We start from the raw sequence: 18,615 nt of genomic DNA on the forward strand, positions 1-18,615 counted from the left end.
AGGGTGGCGTGCGCCTGAGCCTGGACAGCAGCTCAGACGCACGCCTGTTGTGACCAACCGCATGAATATTCGAAGCACTGTGATACAGCTGAACTCTGTGCTCCAATGGCTGTTATTGTGTTTTTTTGTTACAGATCGAATTCAATACTTAATAATGGTGCGTGTTGCTGCGCGCCATAAACATCATTGTCACCGACATTGCCGGAAATAATATCGCGCGGCATGACAATTTTTACTGCATTAGCGGGATCAAACCACACAATATTGTGAATAAAGTCAGGTTCGACATTATATAACCCAGCAATAAGTTGCGGAGTTAATTGCTCCGAACGCTTTACTCGCTGATAGTCTTCCCGGGTTTTAAATAAAATATCTAAAACCAGTTCGTACGGTCCGGCGTTTTTCGAGCGAATAACTTGCGCCAGTGAACAAATTGACTGTTTCATGCCTGAACTCCTTCTGGCGTCACCTGTTCAATGTGGAAATCAAAACGCAGCGCATCGCTTGCTTCAATCAGGTGATAGATCGAGAACTCATACACCGGTCCACTTTGAATATCAGATGGCGAGAACGGGAAGGCGAGGTTGCCCGCCGTCGCAATGCGATTCTCATAGCCGTAGTGCAGCAGGGTAGAGCGCACCAGCGAGCAAACGCTGTTGGCGATATCCTGCGTCGGTGCGACGACATCCAGTAAAATCCCCAGTTCGTGACCGGCGGTTTTCATCGGTTCATGGTTGCCCATCACGCCGTTCTTCCCGTACAGGTGGAACGTCATGCGGATGCTGTCGTCATTCAGGGAGAGGTTACGTGCTACGCTTGCCTGGACCTCTTCGAGAATGGTGTCAATTCCGGCAATCATAATCGGGTCGCGCGTTCCGGCGATGGTCAGGCAGCGGAAGCCAACCTGACGCGCGCCTTCCAGTTTCAACGCATACGGTGTTTCTTCATGACGTGAACCGCTGACATACACTTCGCCCTCGTTAACCTGGGTAAAGGTGCACGCTTTCAGGTTCAGCACACCGCCGGGTCCCGGCAGGAAGTACGGATCGGACTTCTCATACAGGGTGTGCGCCGCAGCAGAAGTTTCAGTGAACTTACGCTTGGGATTGAACGCCTTCAGCGTAAAGCCGTTGTCGTCGATAATGCCCATCGCACAATCGGAGCCAGAGCCGGGGGTGGCAGCAATGGCAGCACACTCAAGGATCTTACCGCAATGCAGCGCCAGACCTTCATCAAAGCCCTGCATAATCGGCAGCGCGGCGAAGCAGGCCGGATCGTAGGCACGTCCGCCCAGCACCACTTGCGCACCGGCTTTCAGTGCGCGCTGGAAAGGCTCGATACCCATCTGCGCGACGATGTAGGTACTCTCTTCAATCGCCTCGTGAGTCAGTTCAGGCACAAAATCGAGCGCGGTGATTTTGCCGTTATCCAGCGCCTGATGAACGATTTCTTTGTCGACATCAGACGGGATCAGCGCCATTGAGAAGGACAGTTTTTCTTCCTGTGCGATCTCATGGATAATCTGGCGACACCACTCCAGATGCGGAGCTGCGCCAGAACCACCGGCGGTGCCGATCACGACCGGGATGTTATTCTTAACGCCCGCCACGATCATATAGCGCAGATCGCGTTTTACCCCAGCCCTGTCGGTAAAGGGTTTACCTGCCCCCAGGTAGTGGGGGCCAGGATCGGAGGAACCTGCGTCAACAGCAATAAGATCCGGTGACTCTTCCATGGCTTTACGAAAACTCTCTTCCGGGAAGCCATAACCCAGGATAGCCGTCGGCGATAAGATCTTAAATGTGCGAGCCATCTCTTAATCCTTAGTTTGCAACAACGCGATGGTGCGATTCATCTCGTTAAACACGATGTTGAGACCTTCATCGAATCCCATGCCAGGTTTGACCAGCATACGCATCGGACGCGCGGCAAGCGCCACGTGTACGCAGGTGCGGGCGCTGATCTCGGTTTCGTTACAGGTACCGCCCTGGTAGGCTTCCATGGCATGTTTGTTGCAGTACAACACTGCATCAACAATGTTATGAATGCCGCCAAGATCAGGGGTTTTGATCTGTACCATGTGGCAGCTGCCCGCATCGGTAAAGTCCACGATATCCTGATAGGTGTTACACCATTCGTCGGCGACAATTTTCACGCCGGAACCCAGACGGGTCAGCTCTTTGGTGATAGCGGTCAACATGCGGATCTGATCCGGCTTGTTACCGGCATCTACCGGCCCTTCGATATACAGCGGCAGGCCCTGAGCTTCGGCTTCCAGGCTGGCGATGTATTCGGCGCAGCGCACGGGATCCATATCGAAGATCAGACCGATCGTGCCGTACACATCAATATGCAGCGTTGGGTGATAACGTTCGCTGGTGCGCAGGCTTAAGATGCGGTCGGACAACCAACGTACATACTCACGCAGTTTTTCGCCTTTAAAGCCCAGCTTCTCTTCCACGTTGTTGATCAGCGCATGCGGCAGAACGTCCACACCTTTGAGGATCATCTTGTCAACGGCGATATAACGGTCATCGCCGCTCTGGCCAAATAATGGAATGGCTTCCGGCACGCACGGCAGTTGCCATTCATCGCAAACCACTTCAGTTTTCAGACGACCGGTGGCCAGCGCCGCCGCGTCAAGCAGTGCCTGAGACAGACCATAACGAACGGCGGTATGCAGCAGATGGCCGTCAATACGCAGTTGGTCAAAGAAACGGGCGTTCGGCAGGAACGCATCAACGTCACGGCCTTCCAGCAGCGGTTTGATGTGATCGTTGAGGAACGGAATGAAATTTTCTGCCAGGAATAGCGGATCACGGCCACCTGCACCTGAGTACTGCACCGCTGCACAATCGCCCACCGCTACCGCGCCATTTTCCAGAATCAGTTGCACGGAAACGCATTCACCCGCTTGACGAACAGAGGTAAATCCAGGTGTTACCGGATCGCCGGTATAGATAAACCCGTCATGACCGGCGCCATTTTTGATGGCCTGCTGATCGTCAAAATAAAATGAGGAGTAGCCAGCGGTGAAAAGGGCCTTTTTGATTTTCATTATGGTCTTCCTATTAATTTACTGTGGGATACGGCGTTGATGTCATCAATGACCATCTGGAAAGAAGGCTTGCGGCCTTCAAAATGTGCGCGCTCTGCGACATAGTCGTGGTGCAGGGCGAGAATATCTTTCGGCAGCGGAACCGCACCGGCTTCGAGAATACGGATAGCACCTGTGTTATCGCGCACCGGCAGAATTTTGCCTGCGTTGCAAGCGGCAGGTGCGAACGGTACATCCAGTACGCCAGCTTCAAAGGCCAGCACCGTGCCGCGCGCAATGTCGCCATTGCCCAGTTCGAAGACTTTTTTCAGCACTGCGCGGACTTCGCTCTTAATCAGATCAACTTCCTGTTCGACGGCAGCGCATTGCGGGAATTTCTGGTCGCTGACCATGTTGAGCATCTGGCGTGACGCTTTCAGTCCCTGGGCGTTGGCTGCAGCCGTTGGGATACCGAACGCTTCGTGCGGGCTTTTGGTGATCACTTTTGTGGCACCGGACATACCGGCAACCGCCGCACCCCAGGCGATAACGGAGAAGGCTTTCGCTTCATCTTCCGGGAATCCGCCCATCCACTGGTGGAAAACGGTACTCAGTTCGTAATCGTCGAAGCCATGGTTATGGAAGTATTCGTGGGACAGTTCACGCAGCGCCTGAATGGCGGCGATATCCTGAGTCAAACTACCGACCTGGCCGTAGCCGACGGTAATGGACTTCACGCCTTGTTCCAGTGCCAGCAGACCTTCGATAATCGCTACCGAGTGGGACATAAACGGGGGGATCAGGGTGCCAGTCAATGGGCCAAACGGTTCACGGTTGATGCGAATACCATTTTCTTCGTACAGTCCCATCAGGCGATCACAGTACTGCCAGTCACGAATGGATTTTTCCAGGGTGACGCGTTTGGCGTAAGGGATGTTGTAGGAGATACCGCCGCCTTCGTAGCTGGTGAAGCCACTGGCCATGGCGATTTCTGCCAGCAGACGTGCATCTGGCGTACCGTGGCGGACCTGGATTGGTTTTTCCAGCGACTCAGTCATACGGCGGCAGGCAGCAACCCCATGATTGACGACGGGTAAACCATTCAGTTTGGAGGTGCCCGCCTCGATAGATTTTTGGATCCCGACAGCTGCTTCTTCATAGCGGTTCAGACGGGTGTAGGCATCGATGGTACTTGGCAGGAGGTCACATTCTTCCTGCAATGTTTTAAGCAGCTCGATATGCTCATCCATGAGTGCGACGCCTGCACGCGGCTGGCTCAGTGTTTTACCTTCTTGATCGGCCTTCAACAGCGCGAGGGAGAAGCGTTTTGAATCTGGAATTGATTGCTGGTACTTCACGCCATCTTCGAAGTTCTCAACGTCTTTGCCGGTTTCCCAGGTTTGCAATACCTGGTGCCTTTCGGTCATGAATTCGTCGTGGGTCAATTTTTTATTTCGAAGTTCCATTCGTAGCTGCCTTTAGTTTTGTAGGGTTAAACACTGAATGCTGGTGCGAGCAGCGGCTTGCGGGTACAGCCTGGCGACATTTGCCAGTAGCGGGAGCAGGCCATATGAATCGCGGTAATACTCAAACTGATTCGGTAACAGAATTCTTTTACCCTGGTCGTCCAGCTCCCGGTATTTAAGCCAGTTATGGATATCGAACTGGCTGGCACGAGAGAGCCATCCACCTGAACCGACGACTTTGCGTACGGTGGTGAGATCGCGACCCATCTGTAAATCCACGTTACCGACGCAGGTGCAAACCTGCTTCTTAGTGCCCGCGTGGCGCTCAGTGGCATAGCCCACGCACAAACCGGCTAACAGAGTGTCGAAATATTTCTCTTCCGCGTTGACCGGCAGGTAGTCCGGCTGCCCAACCAGATGACGCAGGTAGCGATAAAACGCCTCCTCACGTTGTGGCTGTTGGGCGAAAACAACTTTCACCATATCCTGCGTGCTTTCTCCCACCACGACGGCGGAAACGCGCATGCCCAGGTCACCTTCAACGGTACGTTTGACGAACGGTTCAGGAACACCATGCAGGACAGTGTCGGGGGAGAGGGTATTCGCGCTGGCCGAATAGACATCCGTGGTGGCTCCGCCCATATCAATCAGCATGAACTCCTTCCATGCGTTGTCGTAATCGCTAATGGCTTTGACTAACTCATAGACCGTCCATGGCGTCGGCATTGGCTCTTCGCCTGTTTCGCCGACAATGACGTCCAGACCTTTACCTTTGACAATGCGTGACAAGAACACATCGCAAATCGCCTGGCGCGCGGCAAACGGATTCGGGTGATCGAGGTCAGGAAGAATGTTGTCTACCGTGGTCAGATCTTTGTGTCCCAGAATCGTTTGTATTTCGTCCTGAATGTCCCGGTTTCCGGCGTAGATAATGGCGCAATCAAGCTTTGAACCTGCCAGCGCGTGCGCATTCGCCAGGCCGTAGCTTTCTTCACCGCCGTCTGTACCGCCGGTAAACAACAGAATATCTGGTGGTGATGATTCCAGCTCCTGGATGTCATGACGGTTCAGCTTGTACGAATAATATTGCGCGATTTTCGCTCCCGCCGAATGGGCGGTAACTTTTGCCGATTCCAGCGTAATGGAAGGCACCAGCCCCATTGCTGCTACGGCAAGTCCACCTTTGGCCGAGGAGGAGTATTTCAACTGCACTTCACCACTTTTCAGTAACGGGCGAGCATCGGCAACGTTCAGCACCTGATTCAGGCTGGCAAAAAAACCGTCTGCCAGATGATGTGTGGTGGTTGGGGTCAGGACATGGTTTACCAGGGTTAATTCCTCACCTTCATGGGCGAAGAGGGCTGCCTTGGTCCATGTCGAGCCGATATCGACAGAAACTGTTTGCATCAGATGGCCTCTTCCAGGCAACGCTGCTCGAGGCCTTTGTGTTGGTGAATATCATTAGTGATAAGCGCGCAGACATCTTCCAGGTCGTGGCTCGGTGCGAAGACGCGGTTAAATCCCATCTCTTTAAACTTCACTTCCACATCGGCGAAGTCATGTTTACCTACGACCAGGTTGCCGCCGACATACAACAGGATGTCGCCGAGGCCACGTTCGATGCAGCGCTCACGCAGTCCGAGGCAGTCAATGTCGCCGTGGCCGTAGATGGAGGACACCACGATGGCATCGGCGCCTGTTTCAATTGCGGCATCAATATATTCATCCTGGCTCACCATCACCCCGAGGTTGATTACGTGAAAATCATGAGCAGTAAAAACGCGATCCAGAACTTTATTGCCTACTGCATGGCAGTCAGCACCGATGACGCCAATAACAAGTGTAGATTTCTTCATGGGTAATCCTCTGTAGGGCTGATGGTCAATAAGTAAAAAATATTTCTAATATTTAGAACATGGATTGTGACAACCTCTTAATAGGTTTGGAGTTTCAGTGGAAGCGGAAAAGGAAGCAATTGATCTATTTTCAAAATATCCTGCATAAAACGATTGTTATATTTTATTTTCATAAAAATTCATTTAAATCAGTATGTTATAAATTTATTTACATTGGTTATTTTATTTATTAGCGAATTGCCTAATAAACCACTTGCGATGTTTGTGATCGAAATCTTATTTTGTGGTGCAGGCTTTATTAGGGGCGTTTTTAATAATTTCGAAAATGATATTCGCTAAATAACTTGTGAACGACATAACGGTTTTTTATTTATTAATCTTATATGTCGTAAATATTTTTTGTTAAATTTAAGATAAAAATGATAATGAATTGTTTGGAATATATTCATTCTTTGTCGTAGAAGCGATGTTGTGGTTGGAGTGATAACTTACAGTGATGATTTAAGCGAAACGGCGGGTCTCTGCAGGGAGATCGCCAAACCTCAGGGCGTCGGTCAATGCTTGCCGCTTCGCTTCCAGTTGAGATAGTTACATTGTGGTGTTAATTATAAGTGAAATTAAAATTAATTATTTGTATTAAATAATGGCTACGGAGCTTGCTAAACAAAAAACTGTGAGCTACCCAGCAATAGTGACTCTTTATCTGTCCATAATTTTGTCCCCCCCACTGGTTAAAAGATCGTGTAGATTTAAATAAATATTCTATCATTTGTAGTAACGGCAATTACTCATTGAAAAACATATTGTTAACATGATGTTCACTAGTTGCACTAGTGATAAACACTATTAACATTAAAATTGAAAATTGATTTAAATCAATGTTTAAAACTTGGTAAACATCATCAAATGAGGTTAAATTGCTGCAGATCAAATTGGTCTGAAGGTGATAAATTAGCTATAAATTGATCACTATCGAAAAATGCAAATTTACCTCGATAAAAACCTGTTTATTGTAAGGATTTTACGGCGTAATATAATTGCGGGATCAATTTGAGTGTTTTATTAACATGTTTGTAACTTTTCCATCATTGTCCTTTCTTCAAATGAGAAGAAAGAGCAGCGGCGGAAGGAAGCAAATAAATTTGTATTGGGGCATGCGTGTGACCCTTTCTAACGGGGTTCACTCTCGGAGTCTTCATGCGATGAGCAAGGAGTCATGATGTTAGATATAGTCGAACTGTCGCGCTTACAGTTTGCCTTGACCGCGATGTACCACTTCCTGTTTGTGCCACTGACGCTCGGTATGGCGTTCTTGTTGGCCATCATGGAAACGGTCTACGTCCTTTCCGGCAAACAGATTTATAAAGATATGACCAAGTTCTGGGGCAAGTTGTTTGGTATCAACTTCGCTCTGGGTGTGGCAACCGGTCTGACCATGGAGTTCCAGTTCGGGACTAACTGGTCTTACTATTCCCACTATGTAGGGGATATTTTCGGTGCGCCGCTGGCGATTGAAGGTTTGATGGCCTTCTTCCTCGAATCCACCTTTGTAGGTCTGTTCTTCTTCGGCTGGGACCGTTTGGGTAAAGTCCAGCATATGTGCGTCACCTGGCTGGTGGCCTTAGGTTCAAACCTGTCCGCACTGTGGATTCTGGTTGCGAACGGCTGGATGCAAAACCCAATCGCTGCGGATTTCAACTTTGAAACCATGCGTATGGAGATGCTGAGCTTCTCTGAACTGGTGCTCAACCCGGTTGCTCAGGTGAAATTTGTTCACACTGTGGCTTCTGGTTATGTTTGTGGCGCGATGTTCGTTCTGGGTATCAGCTCCTACTATATGCTGCGCGGCCGTGACTTCGCGTTTGCTAAACGTTCTTTTGCTATCGCCGCCAGCTTTGGTATGGCTGCCATTTTGTCTGTTATCGTTCTCGGTGATGAATCTGGTTACGAAATGGGCGACGTGCAGAAAACCAAACTTGCTGCTATTGAAGCCGAGTGGGAAACCCAACCTGCACCGGCATCCTTTACGCTGTTCGGTATTCCGGACCAGGATGCGCAGGAAAACCATTTTGCGATTCAAATTCCTTATGCTTTGGGCATCATTGCTACCCGCTCCGTTGATACACCGGTCATTGGTCTGAAAGACCTGATGGTGCAGCACGAAGAGCGTATTCGTAACGGCATGAAAGCGTATCAACTGCTGGAAGAACTGCGTGCTGGTAGTACCGATCAGGCTGTTCGCGACCAGTTCAACAGCATGAAGAAAGATCTGGGTTATGGTCTGCTGCTGAAACGCTACACGGACAACGTCACCGACGCGACCGAAGCGCAAATTCAGCAAGCCACGAAAGACTCTATCCCTCGTGTTGCACCGCTGTACTTCGCATTCCGTATTATGGTGGCGTGCGGCATCCTGATGCTGGCTATCATTGCTGTGTCCTTCTGGACCGTGATTCGTAATCGTATCGGCGAGAAAAAATGGCTGCTGCGCACCGCGCTGTATGCGATTCCGCTGCCGTGGATTGCCATTGAATCCGGTTGGTTTGTCGCAGAGTACGGTCGTCAACCGTGGGCAATTGGTGAAGTGTTACCAACAGCCGTAGCGAACTCTTCGCTGACCGCTGGCGACCTCATCTTCTCGATGCTGTTGATTTGCGGCCTGTATACCCTGTTCCTGGTGGCTGAACTGTATCTGATGTTCAAGTTCGCACGCCTTGGGCCGAGTAGCCTGAAAACCGGTCGTTATCACTACGAGCAGTCCACCGTGACTTCTCAGCCGGCACGCTAAGACAGGAGTCGTCAAATGATCGATTATGAAGTATTGCGTTTTATCTGGTGGCTGCTGGTTGGCATTCTGCTGATTGGTTTTGCGGTCACTGATGGCTTCGACATGGGGGTGGGCATGCTCACCCGTTTCCTCGGTCGTAATGATACCGAGCGTCGAATTATGATTAACTCCATCGCCCCGCACTGGGACGGTAACCAGGTTTGGCTCATCACCGCGGGTGGCGCACTGTTCGCTGCCTGGCCGATGGTGTATGCCGCTGCGTTCTCCGGTTTCTATGTGGCGATGATCCTGGTACTGGCGTCTTTGTTCTTCCGTCCGGTCGGTTTCGATTACCGCTCCAAGATTGAAGATATGCGCTGGCGCAACATGTGGGACTGGGGCATCTTCATTGGTAGCTTCGTTCCGCCGCTGGTTATCGGTGTTGCGTTTGGCAACCTGCTGCAAGGTGTTCCGTTCCACATGGATGAGTACATGCGCTTGTACTACACCGGTAACTTCTTCCAGTTGCTGAATCCGTTTGGTCTGCTGGCAGGGGTTGTGAGCGTAGGGATGATCATCACTCAGGGCGCCACCTATCTTCAGATGCGTACCGTGGGCGAGCTACACCTGCGTGCACGTACCACCTCACAGGTTGCGGCGCTGGTGACTCTGGTTTGCTTCGCACTGGCCGGCGTTTGGGTTATTTACGGTATTGATGGTTATGTTGTGACTTCCGCTCTGGATCACCACGCCGCCTCTAACCCGATGACCAAAGAAGTGGCACGTGAAGCGGGCGCATGGATGGTGAACTTTAACAATGCACCTATTCTGTGGCTGGTTCCTGCTCTGGGCGTGGTTCTGCCGCTGCTGACCATTCTGACTTCTCGTATGGAGAAAGGGGCCTGGGCGTTCATCTTCTCCTCACTGACGTTAGCCTGCATCATCCTGACTGCCGGTATCGCAATGTTCCCGTTTGTGATGCCATCCAGCACCATGATGAATGCGAGTCTGACCATGTGGGATGCAACGTCCAGCCAGCTGACGCTGAATCTGATGACGTATGTAGCTTGTGTGTTCGTACCGATCATTCTGCTGTACACCGGCTGGTGTTACTGGAAGATGTTTGGTCGCATCACCAAAGAAGATATTGAAAGCAACACCCACTCTCTGTACTAAGTAAGGAGCTTAAAATGTGGTATTTCGCATGGATTTTGGGAACGCTTCTTGCCTGTGCATTTGGGATAATCACAGCGCTGGCGCTTGAGCACGTTGAATCAGGCAAGGCCGGACAAGAAGATAGTTGATGATCAACATTATCGCGATGGTATACAACGCGATGGACAAGCGCCCCTTGCGGGCGCTTTCCTTTGTGCTGGCAATCGTGTTGGCCGGCTGCATATTCTGGGATCCGTCACGTTTCGCGGCCAAAACCAGTACGCTTGAAATCTGGCATGGTTTTCTGCTGATGTGGGCGGTCTGCGCAGGCATCATTCACGGCGTTGGCTTCCGTCCTCGCGCCGTACATTGGCAGGGCATCTTCTGCCCGCTGATCGCAGATATCGTCCTCGTTGTTGGTCTGATTTTCTTCTTCTTTTGAATAAGAAACATCCTTAAATATTTATGGGCTTGCATAAGCCCATAATTTTTTACTCTCCGTTTACTTTCCCCCATTCCAAAGCACCATTCCCGCGCGTATAGTAGCGAAGTTTGAAAGCACTAACCTAATTGCATTACCGGGATGTAAAGTGAAGACAGCGCGATATACAACGACATTCTTGATGCATCGCGGCGGCAAGAACGCGAGTCACCAGGAGCTTACAAAGTTAAGCGACCGGTGTGAGTGGGCAAAGCCAACAAAGAGGCAGTAAGAATGAATAAGTATATTTTCCGATGGCCGGTTCGTGTCTATTATGAAGACACTGATGCCGGTGGGGTGGTTTATCACGCCAGCTACGTCGCTTTTTATGAAAGAGCACGCACAGAGATGCTGCGTCATCATCACTTCAGTCAGCAGGTTCTGTTGGCCGAACGTGTAGCCTTTGTGGTGCGCAAGATGACCCTGGAGTATTTTGCGCCTGCCCGGCTTGACGATATGCTCGAAGTCCAAACCGAAATTACGTCAATGCGTGGCACCTCATTGGTTTTCACGCAACGCATTGTCAACGCAGAGAACGTCGTGCTGAATGAAGCCGAAGTTCTGATTGTTTGCGTTGATCCACTCAAAATGAAGCCTCGTGCGCTTCCCAAGTCTATTGTCGCGGAGTTTAAGCAGTGACTGACATGAATATCCTTGATTTGTTCCTGAAGGCAAGCCTTCTGGTTAAACTTATCATGTTGATTTTGATTGGTTTCTCAATCGCATCCTGGGCCATTATTATCCAGCGGACCCGTATTCTTAATGCTGCTTCACGTGAAGCCGAAGCGTTTGAAGACAAGTTCTGGTCCGGCATTGAATTGTCGCGTCTGTATCAGGAAAGCCAGGGGCGTCGTGATAACCTGGCGGGTTCAGAGCAAATTTTCTACAGCGGGTTCAAAGAGTTTGCTCGTTTGCATCGGGCAAATAGCCACGCGCCGGAAGCGGTCGTTGAGGGGGCTTCCCGTGCGATGCGTATCTCGATGAACCGTGAGCTGGAAACGCTGGAAACGCATATTCCATTCCTCGGCACTGTCGGCTCCATCAGCCCGTATATCGGTCTGTTCGGTACCGTTTGGGGGATCATGCACGCATTTATCGCGCTGGGCGCGGTAAAACAGGCAACCCTGCAAATGGTTGCACCGGGTATCGCGGAAGCGTTGATTGCAACGGCCATCGGTCTGTTTGCGGCAATCCCGGCGGTTATGGCTTACAACCGACTGAATCAGCGCGTGAACAAGCTGGAACTGAATTACGACAACTTTATGGAAGAGTTCACCGCGATTCTGCACCGCCAGGCGTTTACCGTTAGCGAGAGCAACAAGGGGTAAACCATGGCCAGAACGCGTGGACGAGGTCGTCGCGAACTTAAGTCCGAAATCAATATTGTACCGTTGCTCGACGTACTGCTGGTGCTGCTGCTGATCTTTATGGCAACCGCGCCGATCATTACGCAGAGTGTGGAAGTCGACCTGCCGGATGCGACCGAATCGCAAGCCGTCAGCAGTAACGATGAACCGCCGGTCATTATTGAAGTTTCCGGTGTTGGGCAATACAGCGTGGTGGTTGAGAAAGACAGGATGGATCAACTGCCGCCGGAGCAGGTTATCGCGGAAGCGAAAAGCCGCCTGCAGACCAATCCGAAAACGGTATTTTTAATCGGTGGTGCGAAAGACGTGCCTTATGATGAAATAATTAAAGCGCTGAACTTGTTACACAGTGCAGGCGTAAAATCGGTTGGCTTGATGACGCAGCCAATCTGATGACGGCGTTTTGCTGGCTTGAAAGATAGCGCGTAACAGGCGAACAGTTTTTTGGGAACCGAGAGTGTCAAAGGCAACCGAACAAAACGACAAGCTCAAAAGGGCGATAATTATTTCAGCGGTGCTGCATGTTATTTTATTTGCAGCGCTGATCTGGAGTTCGTTCGATGAGCACATTGATGCTTCAGCCGGCGGCGGTGGCGGTTCGTCCATCGACGCCGTTATGGTCGATCCTGGTGCTGTTGTTCAACAGTACGACAGGCAGCAGCAACAGCAGGCAAGTGCGAAACGTGCAGAAGAACAGCGTGAGAAACAGGCGCAGCAGCAGGCCGAGGAGCTTCGTGAGAAGCAGGCGGCAGAGCAAGAGCGTCTGAAACAGCTGGAGAAAGAACGTTTAGCGGCGCAGGAAAAAGTGCGCGAGCAGGCGGAACAGCAGAAACAGGCTGAAGCCGCTGCGGCGAAAGCGCAGGAGCAACAAAAGCAGGCTGAAGAGGCTGCGGCGAAGGCTGCTGCAGACGCGAAAGCCAAAGCAGATGCTCAGGCGAAACAAGCGGCAGATGCCGCGAAGAAAGCCGCTGCTGATGCCCAGAAGAAAGCTGAAGCTGAAGCTGCAAAAGCGGCTGCCGATGCTAAGAAGGTAGCTGAGGCGCAGGCTGCCAAGGCCGCCGCAGACGCAGCGAAGAAAGCGCAGGCTGAAGCCGCTAAACAAGCTGCGGCTGAAAAAGCTGCCGCTGAGAAAGCAGAAAAAGCCGCCGCCGCGAAAGCCGCTGCGGCTGAAAAAGCCGCCGCTGACAAGAAAGCTGCTGCTGAAAAAGCTGCGGCAGATAAAAAGGCTGCAGCCGAGAAAGCCGCTGCCGATAAGAAAGCTGCGGCAGATAAAGCCGCTGCTGCGAAAAAGGCTGCGGCCGAAAAAGCTGCAGCAGCCTCTGGCGTTGACGACTTGTTGGGCGACCTAAGCTCCGGTAAGAATGCACCGAAATCGGGTGGTGGAGCGAAAGGAAACGGCCAACCGGCGAAAGATAGTGGTACAAGTGGTGCAAATGGCGGTGCATCTGGTGCTGATATCAGTGCTTACGCATCTCAAATTCGTAATGCGATTCAGAGCCGTCTGTATGGCGCCGATTTGTATGCAGGGAAATCCTGCGTATTACATATCAAGTTAGCGCCTGATGGTCTGCTACTGGATGTGACTGAAGAGGGCGGGGATCCGGCATTGTGCCAGGCTGCGCTAACGGCTGCGAAAACAGCCAGAATTCCTAAACCGCCTAGCCAGGCTGTTTATGAAAAAGTAAAAGATGCCAAACTGGACTTTAAACTGTAATAACGGCCCCTGAGAAATCGGGGGAAACGGTCTAAGGTTGAGACAGAGTTCTGGTAGTTTTGTGTATTTGAGTTTGTTAACATTCTGCTAAATTATCGTGGGCGTTCCGTCCAGATAAGGGAGATATGATGAAGCAGGCATTACGAGTAGCATTTGGTTTTCTGATGCTGTGGGCAGCGGTGCTGCATGCAGAAGTACGTATCGAGATCACCCAAGGGGTGGACTCGGCACGCCCGATTGGTGTTGTCCCCTTCCAGTGGGCAGGGCCGGGTGCTGCACCTGAAGATATCGGTGGTATCGTGGGCGCTGACCTGCGTAACAGCGGTAAATTTAACCCATTAGACCGTTCTCGCCTGCCGCAGCAGCCGGGTACCGCGCAGGAAGTTCAACCTGCCGCATGGTCTGCCCTGGGTATTGATGCCGTGGTGGTAGGCCAGGTCACACCGAATCCAGATGGCTCCTACAGTGTTGCTTATCAACTGGTTGATACCGGTGGTGCACCGGGTACCGTACTGGCACAGAACACGTATAAAGTGAACAAGCAGTGGCTGCGTTATGCGGGCCATACCGCAAGTGACGAAGTGTTTGAAAAACTGACTGGTATTAAAGGTGCATTCCGTACCCGTATCGCTTATGTTGTTCAGACAAACGGTGGTCAGTTCCCGTACGAATTACGTGTGTCGGACTACGATGGTTACAACCAGTTTGTCGTTCACCGCTCTCCGCAGCCGTTGATGTCTCCGGCGTGGTCTCCGGACGGTTCAAAACTGGCCTACGTTACCTTCGAAAGTGGTCGTTCGGCGCTGGTTATTCAGACGTTGTCCAACGGCGCAGTGCGTCAGGTTGCTTCGTTCCCGCGTCACAACGGTGCACCTGCGTTTTCTCCGGATGGCAGCAAACTGGCGTTTGCCCTGTCTAAAACCGGTAGCCTGAACCTGTACGTTATGGACATCGGTTCCGGTCAGATCCGTCAGGTCACTGATGGTCGCAGCAACAACACGGAACCGACCTGGTTCCCGGACAGCCAAAACCTGGCCTTTACGTCTGACCAGGCCGGTCGTCCACAGGTGTATAAAGTTAACGTCAACGGCGGTGCTCCGCAGCGTATTACCTGGGAAGGTTCGCAAAACCAGGATGCTGATGTCAGCAGCGACGGTAAGTTTATGGTAATGGTAAGCTCGGCTAATGGTCAGCAGCACATTGCCAAACAAGATCTGGTAGCGGGTGGCGTACAAGTTCTGTCGTCAACGTTCCTGGACGAAACGCCAAGTCTGGCACCTAACGGCACTATGGTAATCTACAGCTCTTCTCAGGGGATGGGATCCGTGCTGAATTTGGTTTCTACAGATGGGCGTTTCAAAGCGCGTCTTCCGGCAACTGATGGACAGGTTAAATTCCCTGCCTGGTCGCCGTATCTGTGATAATAAATAATTGATTAATAAAGGAATCATTGAAATGCAACTGAACAAAGTGCTGAAAGGGCTGATGATTGCTCTGCCTGTTATGGCTATTGCGGCATGTTCTTCTAACAAGAACGCCAGCAATGACGGCAGCGAAGGCATGCTGGGTGCCGGCACTGGTATGGATGCAAACGGTAGCGGCAACATGTCTTCCGAAGAGCAAGCGCGTCTGCAGATGCAACAGCTGCAGCAGAACAACATCGTTTACTTCGATCTGGATAAGTACGATATCCGTTCTGACTTCGCCGCAATGCTGGATGCGCACGCTAACTTCCTGCGTAGCAACCCGTCTTACAAAGTCACCGTAGAAGGTCATGCGGACGAACGTGGTACTCCTGAGTACAACATCTCCCTGGGTGAGCGTCGTGCAAACGCCGTTAAGATGTACCTGCAGGGTAAAGGCGTTTCTGCGGACCAGATCTCCATCGTTTCTTACGGTAAAGAAAAACCTGCAGTACTGGGTCATGACGAAGCGGCTTACGCCAAAAACCGTCGCGCCGTACTGGTTTACTAAGAGAATTGCATGAGCAGTAACTTCAGACATCACCTGTTGAGTCTGTCGTTACTGGTTGGCATAGCGGCCCCCTGGGCCGCTTTTGCTCAGGCGCCAATCAGTAGTGTCGGCTCAGGCTCGGTCGAAGACCGAGTCACTCAACTCGAGCGTATTTCTAACGCTCACAGTCAGCTTTTAACCCAACTCCAGCAACAACTCTCCGATAATCAGTCCGATATTGATTCCCTGCGTGGTCAAATTCAGGAAAATCAGTACCAGCTGAATCAGGTTGTTGAACGCCAAAAACAGATATTGCTGCAGATGAATAATCTTGGCAGCGGTAGTGCGCCTGCGGCGCAGTCTGCGGCTGGCGATCAGAGTGGGGCGGCAACCCCGGCACCCGATGCCGGTGCTGCAGCTTCGTCAGGCGCTCCGGCGCAAACTGGCGATGCGAATACCGATTACAATGCGGCAATTGCCCTGGTGCAGGATAAATCCCGCCAGGATGATGCGATCGTTGCATTTCAGAACTTCATCAAAAAGTACCCGGACTCTACTTACCTGCCAAATGCGAATTACTGGCTCGGTCAGTTGAATTACAATAAGGGTAAAAAAGATGATGCAGCGTTCTATTTTGCTTCGGTAGTAAAAAACTTCCCGAAATCACCGAAGGCTGCAGACGCGATGTACAAAGTCGGCGTCATCATGCAGGACAAAGGTGACACAGCAAAAGCTAAAGCGGTTTATCAGCAGGTTATCACTAAATACCCTGGCACTGATGGCGCGAAACAAGCGCAAAAACGTCTTGGCGCGATGTAATGACCACCATGCGACCAGAAATCGTGTTATTTCTGGTCGTGTCGTGTGATTCCTAAGCAGTTGAGTAATTTACATCGAAATTTTTGTTGCGCTAAAATCTGAAATCAGTAATATATGCCGCCGTTGCCAAGGGATATCAAACAAACCAAAAGCAGCGCAAAAGTGGGTCGTTAGCTCAGTTGGTAGAGCAGTTGACTTTTAATCAATTGGTCGCAGGTTCGAATCCTGCACGACCCACCACTAACTCAGTTAGTAAGTAGTATCCAGCGTAGTATCGGGTGATTAGCTCAGCTGGGAGAGCACCTCCCTTACAAGGAGGGGGTCGGCGGTTCGATCCCGTCATCACCCACCACTCGGGGCGTTAGCTCAGTTGGTAGAGCAGTTGACTTTTAATCAATTGGTCGCAGGTTCGAATCCTGCACGCCCCACCACTATTTTGGTGGTTCCGAGTAAAAATTTTCAGGTGACATCCGAGCGGGTCGTTAGCTCAGTTGGTAGAGCAGTTGACTTTTAATCAATTGGTCGCAGGTTCGAATCCTGCACGACCCACCATCTCTGAAAGAATAAAGAAGTAAACCCCATATGGGGGCGTTAGCTCAGTTGGTAGAGCAGTTGACTTTTAATCAATTGGTCGCAGGTTCGAATCCTGCACGCCCCACCAGTGTAAAAAAGCGCCCTAAAGGCGCTTTTTTGCTATGCGCAGGATTTTTGATTCGAACCTGCTTGCCTGATGCGCTTAGCTTATCAGTCCTACAGACGACACTATTCACGTAGGCCGGATAAGACGTCAGTCGCCATCCGGCATTCATCACACGCAATTATTGTGACTTTCTTACGCCAATCCGCTATCTTGTTTAGCATATAAAACAAATCTAACCGAATACGGCGTGAGTCACGCTTTTAATCGGTTATTTCGTTAAGCCAGTAAAACGAGAAAGCAAGATGAGCGTGATGTTTGATCCAGAAGCAGCAATTTATCCGTTTCCGCCGAAGCCAGCGCCGCTGAGTGCGGATGAAAAGCAATTTTATCGTGAAAAAATCAAGCGCCTGCTGAAAGAGCGTGATGCCGTTATGGTCGCGCACTATTACACCGATCCTGAAATTCAGCAGTTGGCTGAAGAGACCGGTGGCTGCATCTCTGATTCTCTGGAGATGGCTCGGTTTGGCTCAAAGCATTCAGCCTCTACGCTGCTGGTGGCGGGCGTGAGGTTTATGGGAGAAACCGCCAAAATTCTTAGCCCGGAAAAGACTATCCTGATGCCGACCTTACAGGCGGAATGTTCATTAGATCTGGGCTGTCCGATTGATGCGTTCAGCGCATTTTGCGATGCGCATCCGGATCGTACCGTGGTGGTTTATGCCAATACCTCAGCCGCCGTAAAAGCACGTGCGGATTGGGTTGTAACGTCCAGTATCGCAGTGGAACTTATTGAGCATCTTGATAGTTTAGGTGAAAAAATAATCTGGGCCCCGGACAGACATCTGGGCAACTACGTGCAAAAACAGACCGGCGCAGACGTGCTCTGTTGGCAGGGAGCCTGTATTGTCCATGACGAATTTAAAACCCAGGCTTTAACACGCATGAAAGCGCTGTACCCTGATGCAGCGGTGCTGGTGCACCCAGAGTCCCCTCAGTCTATCGTTGATATGGCCGATGCCGTTGGCTCAACCAGCCAGCTCATCACCGCAGCTAAATCGTTACCGCATAAGCAACTGATTGTGGCGACTGACCGGGGTATTTTTTACAAAATGCAGCAGGCCGTTCCGGATAAAGAGCTACTTGAAGCCCCGACAGCCGGCGAGGGGGCTACCTGTCGTAGCTGCGCGCATTGCCCGTGGATGGCGATGAACGGCCTCAAGGCGATTGCTGAGGGGCTGGAACATGGCGGCGTGGCGCATGAGATACATGTTGATCACGCGCTGCGAGAAGGAGCGTTGTTGCCGTTAAACCGCATGTTGGAATTTGCGGCTACACTACGAGCGTAATGAATTTTTTTGCT

18 protein-coding genes and 5 tRNA genes are annotated in these 18,615 nt (G+C 51.1%); 17 read left to right on the forward strand and 6 right to left on the reverse strand.

The window, feature by feature from the left end:
• Window positions 1-128: 128 nt before the first annotated feature.
• The 6 genes from OGX91_RS10500 to glmS are packed head-to-tail and all read right to left on the reverse strand — an operon-like array spanning window position 129 to window position 6,359.
• Complete coding sequence (locus OGX91_RS10500) at window positions 129-446, reverse strand: DUF4387 domain-containing protein (RefSeq protein WP_005122536.1); 318 nt, start codon at window positions 444-446, stop codon at window positions 129-131.
• The gene (locus OGX91_RS10505) at window positions 443-1,813 is read right to left on the reverse strand and encodes an acyclic terpene utilization AtuA family protein (RefSeq protein ID WP_003831426.1); all 1,371 of its coding nucleotides are present in this window, start codon (window positions 1,811-1,813) and stop codon (window positions 443-445) included. Before OGX91_RS10505 ends, OGX91_RS10500 begins: the two co-directional genes overlap by 4 nt.
• A 3-nt stretch (window positions 1,814-1,816) precedes the next feature.
• Window positions 1,817-3,058 carry a methylaspartate ammonia-lyase gene (locus OGX91_RS10510; protein ID WP_005122534.1) on the reverse strand — a complete coding sequence of 414 codons (1,242 nt, stop codon included), beginning with the start codon at window positions 3,056-3,058 and terminating at the stop codon, window positions 1,817-1,819.
• On the reverse strand, window positions 3,058-4,503 hold the full coding sequence (locus OGX91_RS10515) for a methylaspartate mutase subunit E (RefSeq protein ID WP_040232517.1): 1,446 nt from the start codon (window positions 4,501-4,503) through the stop codon (window positions 3,058-3,060). The genes OGX91_RS10510 and OGX91_RS10515 overlap by 1 nt, the downstream gene beginning before the upstream one ends.
• Before the next feature lie 12 nt (window positions 4,504-4,515).
• Window positions 4,516-5,910, reverse strand: a complete 1,395-nt coding sequence (glmL, locus tag OGX91_RS10520) for a methylaspartate mutase accessory protein GlmL (protein WP_040232514.1) — start codon at window positions 5,908-5,910, stop codon at window positions 4,516-4,518.
• The gene (gene glmS, locus OGX91_RS10525; protein ID WP_005122530.1) at window positions 5,910-6,359 is read right to left on the reverse strand and encodes a methylaspartate mutase subunit S; all 450 of its coding nucleotides are present in this window, start codon (window positions 6,357-6,359) and stop codon (window positions 5,910-5,912) included. Before glmS ends, glmL begins: the two co-directional genes overlap by 1 nt.
• 1,219 nt (window positions 6,360-7,578) lie before the next feature.
• Here glmS and cydA point away from each other — a divergent pair.
• From cydA to nadA, 17 genes are all read left to right on the forward strand, one after another.
• Complete coding sequence (gene cydA, locus OGX91_RS10530; RefSeq protein WP_005125442.1) at window positions 7,579-9,147, forward strand: cytochrome ubiquinol oxidase subunit I; 1,569 nt, start codon at window positions 7,579-7,581, stop codon at window positions 9,145-9,147.
• A gap of 15 nt (window positions 9,148-9,162) precedes the next feature.
• Window positions 9,163-10,302 carry a cytochrome d ubiquinol oxidase subunit II gene (cydB, locus tag OGX91_RS10535; RefSeq protein WP_005125441.1) on the forward strand — a complete coding sequence of 380 codons (1,140 nt, stop codon included), beginning with the start codon at window positions 9,163-9,165 and terminating at the stop codon, window positions 10,300-10,302.
• A gap of 14 nt (window positions 10,303-10,316) precedes the next feature.
• Window positions 10,317-10,430 carry a cytochrome bd-I oxidase subunit CydX gene (gene cydX, locus OGX91_RS10540; protein WP_003022970.1) on the forward strand — a complete coding sequence of 38 codons (114 nt, stop codon included), beginning with the start codon at window positions 10,317-10,319 and terminating at the stop codon, window positions 10,428-10,430.
• Window positions 10,430-10,723, forward strand: a complete 294-nt coding sequence (ybgE, locus tag OGX91_RS10545; protein WP_048212241.1) for a cyd operon protein YbgE — start codon at window positions 10,430-10,432, stop codon at window positions 10,721-10,723. The genes cydX and ybgE overlap by 1 nt, the downstream gene beginning before the upstream one ends.
• 273 nt (window positions 10,724-10,996) lie before the next feature.
• Window positions 10,997-11,401 carry a tol-pal system-associated acyl-CoA thioesterase gene (gene ybgC / locus OGX91_RS10550; protein ID WP_005125439.1) on the forward strand — a complete coding sequence of 135 codons (405 nt, stop codon included), beginning with the start codon at window positions 10,997-10,999 and terminating at the stop codon, window positions 11,399-11,401.
• Window positions 11,398-12,090: a Tol-Pal system protein TolQ gene (gene tolQ, locus OGX91_RS10555; RefSeq protein ID WP_003022976.1), complete on the forward strand. Its 693-nt coding sequence runs from the start codon at window positions 11,398-11,400 to the stop codon at window positions 12,088-12,090. The genes ybgC and tolQ overlap by 4 nt, the downstream gene beginning before the upstream one ends.
• A gap of 3 nt (window positions 12,091-12,093) precedes the next feature.
• Window positions 12,094-12,522: a colicin uptake protein TolR gene (gene tolR / locus OGX91_RS10560; protein WP_005125437.1), complete on the forward strand. Its 429-nt coding sequence runs from the start codon at window positions 12,094-12,096 to the stop codon at window positions 12,520-12,522.
• A gap of 64 nt (window positions 12,523-12,586) precedes the next feature.
• Window positions 12,587-13,843 (forward strand): cell envelope integrity protein TolA, encoded by a 1,257-nt coding sequence (gene tolA / locus OGX91_RS10565; RefSeq protein WP_003022980.1) that lies wholly within the window; start codon window positions 12,587-12,589, stop codon window positions 13,841-13,843.
• 128 nt (window positions 13,844-13,971) lie between these two features.
• The gene (gene tolB, locus OGX91_RS10570; RefSeq protein ID WP_003022981.1) at window positions 13,972-15,264 is read left to right on the forward strand and encodes a Tol-Pal system beta propeller repeat protein TolB; all 1,293 of its coding nucleotides are present in this window, start codon (window positions 13,972-13,974) and stop codon (window positions 15,262-15,264) included.
• A 34-nt stretch (window positions 15,265-15,298) separates the two neighbouring features.
• The gene (pal, locus tag OGX91_RS10575; RefSeq protein ID WP_003022983.1) at window positions 15,299-15,817 is read left to right on the forward strand and encodes a peptidoglycan-associated lipoprotein Pal; all 519 of its coding nucleotides are present in this window, start codon (window positions 15,299-15,301) and stop codon (window positions 15,815-15,817) included.
• 9 nt (window positions 15,818-15,826) lie between these two features.
• Window positions 15,827-16,615, forward strand: coding sequence for a cell division protein CpoB (cpoB, locus tag OGX91_RS10580; RefSeq protein WP_286626197.1), 789 nt, complete (start codon window positions 15,827-15,829; stop codon window positions 16,613-16,615).
• 164 nt (window positions 16,616-16,779) lie between these two features.
• Window positions 16,780-16,855 (forward strand) — tRNA-Lys (locus OGX91_RS10585).
• Between the two features lie 36 nt (window positions 16,856-16,891).
• A tRNA-Val gene (locus OGX91_RS10590) sits at window positions 16,892-16,967 on the forward strand.
• 3 nt (window positions 16,968-16,970) lie between these two features.
• Window positions 16,971-17,046: transfer RNA gene (locus OGX91_RS10595), tRNA-Lys, on the forward strand.
• A gap of 45 nt (window positions 17,047-17,091) precedes the next feature.
• A tRNA-Lys gene (locus tag OGX91_RS10600) sits at window positions 17,092-17,167 on the forward strand.
• Between the two features lie 33 nt (window positions 17,168-17,200).
• Window positions 17,201-17,276, forward strand: a tRNA-Lys gene (locus tag OGX91_RS10605).
• A gap of 281 nt (window positions 17,277-17,557) precedes the next feature.
• The gene (gene nadA / locus OGX91_RS10610) at window positions 17,558-18,601 is read left to right on the forward strand and encodes a quinolinate synthase NadA (RefSeq protein WP_286626198.1); all 1,044 of its coding nucleotides are present in this window, start codon (window positions 17,558-17,560) and stop codon (window positions 18,599-18,601) included.
• The last annotated feature ends 14 nt before the right edge of the window (window positions 18,602-18,615 follow it).

This window comes from Citrobacter sp. Cpa228, from assembly GCF_030333085.1.
In the GTDB taxonomy this organism is placed as follows: domain Bacteria; phylum Pseudomonadota; class Gammaproteobacteria; order Enterobacterales; family Enterobacteriaceae; genus Citrobacter; species Citrobacter pasteurii.

Bases quoted from the DNA above. Each gene is read 5' to 3' on its own strand.
- OGX91_RS10500 (WP_005122536.1), bottom strand. From the start codon at position 446: ATGAAACAGTCAATTTGTTCACTGGCGCAAGTTATTCGCTCGAAAAAC.
- OGX91_RS10505 (WP_003831426.1), bottom strand. From the start codon at position 1,813: ATGGCTCGCACATTTAAGATCTTATCGCCGACGGCTATCCTGGGTTAT.
- OGX91_RS10510 (WP_005122534.1), bottom strand. From the start codon at position 3,058: ATGAAAATCAAAAAGGCCCTTTTCACCGCTGGCTACTCCTCATTTTAT.
- OGX91_RS10515 (WP_040232517.1), bottom strand. From the start codon at position 4,503: ATGGAACTTCGAAATAAAAAATTGACCCACGACGAATTCATGACCGAA.
- glmL (WP_040232514.1), bottom strand. From the start codon at position 5,910: ATGCAAACAGTTTCTGTCGATATCGGCTCGACATGGACCAAGGCAGCC.
- glmS (WP_005122530.1), bottom strand. From the start codon at position 6,359: ATGAAGAAATCTACACTTGTTATTGGCGTCATCGGTGCTGACTGCCAT.
- cydA (WP_005125442.1), top strand. From the start codon at position 7,579: ATGTTAGATATAGTCGAACTGTCGCGCTTACAGTTTGCCTTGACCGCG.
- cydB (WP_005125441.1), top strand. From the start codon at position 9,163: ATGATCGATTATGAAGTATTGCGTTTTATCTGGTGGCTGCTGGTTGGC.
- cydX (WP_003022970.1), top strand. From the start codon at position 10,317: ATGTGGTATTTCGCATGGATTTTGGGAACGCTTCTTGCCTGTGCATTT.
- ybgE (WP_048212241.1), top strand. From the start codon at position 10,430: ATGATCAACATTATCGCGATGGTATACAACGCGATGGACAAGCGCCCC.
- ybgC (WP_005125439.1), top strand. From the start codon at position 10,997: ATGAATAAGTATATTTTCCGATGGCCGGTTCGTGTCTATTATGAAGAC.
- tolR (WP_005125437.1), top strand. From the start codon at position 12,094: ATGGCCAGAACGCGTGGACGAGGTCGTCGCGAACTTAAGTCCGAAATC.
- tolB (WP_003022981.1), top strand. From the start codon at position 13,972: ATGAAGCAGGCATTACGAGTAGCATTTGGTTTTCTGATGCTGTGGGCA.
- pal (WP_003022983.1), top strand. From the start codon at position 15,299: ATGCAACTGAACAAAGTGCTGAAAGGGCTGATGATTGCTCTGCCTGTT.
- cpoB (WP_286626197.1), top strand. From the start codon at position 15,827: ATGAGCAGTAACTTCAGACATCACCTGTTGAGTCTGTCGTTACTGGTT.
- nadA (WP_286626198.1), top strand. From the start codon at position 17,558: ATGAGCGTGATGTTTGATCCAGAAGCAGCAATTTATCCGTTTCCGCCG.